Source organism: Variovorax sp. LARHSF232, from assembly GCF_052871435.1.
The window spans coordinates 1-2,993 of the sequence record NZ_JBIXJS010000022.1 but is presented as its reverse complement, the minus strand read 5'-3'; the positions used below and the strand labels follow the sequence as shown (position 1 = coordinate 2,993).

At 66.4% G+C, this 2,993-nt stretch carries 1 protein-coding gene; it reads left to right on the top strand.

What is annotated here, in order from left to right:
• Nucleotides 1-93 precede the first annotated feature (93 nt).
• On the top strand, nucleotides 94-2,993 hold a 2,900-nt coding region (locus tag ACIPRI_RS26625; protein ID WP_446624515.1), incomplete at its 3' end, for an adenylate/guanylate cyclase domain-containing protein.

Below are 2,993 nucleotides of genomic sequence, written 5' to 3'. Positions count from 1 at the left end.
GCCCAATCCGGTCAACCGAAGCGACGAATTCGCTGCCAGAAAGCGGTCCCTCAATGTCGTGTCATCTTCCGGGATCATTCGAGCTACCGAGAGGTGGACCAGTGGCTGGCCGAATCCGCACGCCTTGCTTTTGGTATTGCCGTGGTGGCGAGCGGTCCGGCGGCGCGCGCCGCTGGGATGAGTGACACGGTTGCACGCGAAGGCTACGATGCTGCTGCGAATACGGGCGGGGGGTGCCTCGTGAAGGATTCGGGCTTGCGGCATCGGTTGATGGCGATCCTGTGCGCCGACGCGGCGGGGTACTCGAGCCGGATGGCGCAAGACGAGTTCGCCACGGTGGCGGAGCTCGATGCAGCGCGTCAGGTCTTTCGCGAGTGCGTCGCCGAGCATGGCGGGCGCATCGTCGACACGGCCGGCGACTCGGTGCTGGCGGTGTTCGAGACCGCCGCCGGTGCAGTGGATGCGGCCGTGGCTGTGCAGCGACAGCTTGCGTACGCGGGCGCTGGCCAACCCGAGGCTGCACATCTGCACTTTCGCATCGGCGTGCACCTGGGCGACGTCATCGAGAAGCCCGACGGCTCGGTCTACGGCCACGGGGTGAATGTGGCGGCGCGCCTGCAGGCGCTGGCGCTCGAAGGCGGCATCTCGGTTTCGGACTCGGTGCGCAACACGCTGGGCGAGCGGGCCGCTCATCGCTTCGTGGACCAGGGCGAGCATGCGGTGCGCAACATCGGGCAGCCGCTGCATGCGTATGCACTCCCCATCGAAGGGGCGGCGGCGTCGGACTCAGGAACACCGAGGGAGGTGCCTCACCCAGCAACTCCATCGGCCCAGGCCTTGGGCAATCTGCCGGCGCAGCTGCCACCGCTCTATGGACGCGCGGAGGACGTCGCGGCGCTGGCCCGGCTGCTGGAGCTTCATCGCGTGGTGAGCGTGGTGGGCCCTGGAGGTATCGGCAAGACCCGGGCGGCGCAGGCGGTAGCCCACGCTGTGCGCAGCCTCTATTCGGACGGCACCTGGATCGTGGAACTGGCTCCGTTGACAGATGAGCAGTTGGTGGTGCCCACGGTGGCGCGGGTGCTCGGGCACCCCATGGCGGTGAAGAAGACCGCGCTCGCGTCCCTGGTGCAGCTGCTCAGCGACCAGCGGTTGCTGCTGGTGCTGGACAACTGCGAGCACCTGCTTGAAGCGGTGGCCGAGCTGGTCGCGCAGATCGCGGCGGGCGCGCCCGGCGTGCGGCTGCTCGTCACGAGCCAGGAACCGCTGCACATTGCTCAGGAGCAGATCAGTCGGCTCAATGCGCTGGCGGTGCCCCCGAGCGGGGACGCGGGTGCAGCTCTCAACTACGGCGCAGTGCAGCTGTTCGTCGCGCGCGCCCAGGCCGTCGATTCAAGCTTCGCCGTGGACTCCGGGAACGTGGACGACGTGGTCGAGATCTGCCGGCGGCTCGATGGGATGGCACTCGCGATCGAGCTGGCCGCGGCGCGGGTGTCGCTGCTGGGAGTGCGCGGGGTGCGTCAGCGGCTTGACGAGCGGTTGAAGCTGCTGGCGGCGGGCAGCCGCACAGCGCTGCCGCGGCATCAGACGCTGCGCGCGGCGCTGCAGTGGAGCCACGGCCTGCTGACGGCAGCGGAGCAGACGGTGTTCGATCGGCTCGGCGTGTTCATGGGCACGTTCTCACTGGAGGCTGCGCAGCTCGTGGCGGCCGACGAGGCGATCGATACGTGGGCGGTGCTCGATCACCTGGCCTCCCTGGTGGACAAGTCACTGGTCCTGGTCGAGGGCGGGGAGACAAAGCGCTATCGGCTGCTCGAGAGCAGCCGGGCTTTTGCGCTGGAGCGGCTGGCTGCGGCAGGATCGCTCGAGGCGATCTGTAGGCGCCATGCGCAGGCGATGGCCGACACCTTGACCGGAGACGATCCCTTCGAGGAGCCGCTGGCGCGGATGCGTCGCATCGCGCCGGATCTGGACAATGTGCGCGCGGCCGCAATCTGGGCGATGGGACCCGGCGGCGATCGCCAGATCGCCGTGGCGCTCGCCGCTGCCACCGACAGACTTTGGGATGCTCACGGCTGCAACGACGAAGGTGCACGCTTGTATCGGTCCATCGAGTCCTGGGTGGACGAAGCGACGCCGCCCCGACTGGCGGCGCGTTTCTGGTTCGCGGTCGCAGACCTGCGAATGCAGACCGACATGAAACGCCAAGCCGAGGCGGGACTCAAGGCCGCCGAGCTGTTTCGCAGCTTGGGCGACCGATTCTGGGTATTCAGGTCATTGGCAATAACCGTGCACTCATTCGCATTTCTCGCCGACCGCGTTGCGGCGGAAAGAGCGATCACCGAGATGGAGGCGCTGCTTGACCCGGCTTGGCCGTCGTGGCTGCAAATTGCCATCGCCCTTTGCAAGGTAGTCTACGAATACTCCATTGAGCGCAGGCCGGAAGAGGCACGAAAACTCGTTGACGCTGCCCTGCAGAGCCATCGTCGAGGGGACAGCTATTTCAGCGTCGCGTGTGAAAACCTGCTTTCACTTTGCGACCTCGCGGCGGGCGACTTTGCGTCCGCATTGCATCGATGCGACGATCTTCTTGCCAGGTCAAGGGTGATTGAAAGCACCTTCTTCCGCGCATATCTACTCGCTTGGCGCGGTTTGGCACTCGCTGGTCTCGGCAATCTCGAAGCGGCTGAGATCTCGTTGCGTACCGCGACGACCATGGTCACGCACACGACAGGTCCTGCTCCCTGGTTGTTTTGCTACATCGCGCATCTGCTCGCGCGTCAGGGTCGGTTCTTCGAAGCAGCAAAGACGATTGCCTATATCGACAGCTGCATGCTGGAGCCCGACCGCGTGCGTATGCCCCCGGTGCCAGAGCGTTGCTACGAAGAGGCACTCGCCATCGTCAAGACGGGTCTCGACACCGAGGCGCTCGGTCGCCTTCGCAACGAGGGTTCCCGGCTCAGCGCGGAGGAAGTGATCGCCATGGCCTTCCCGGC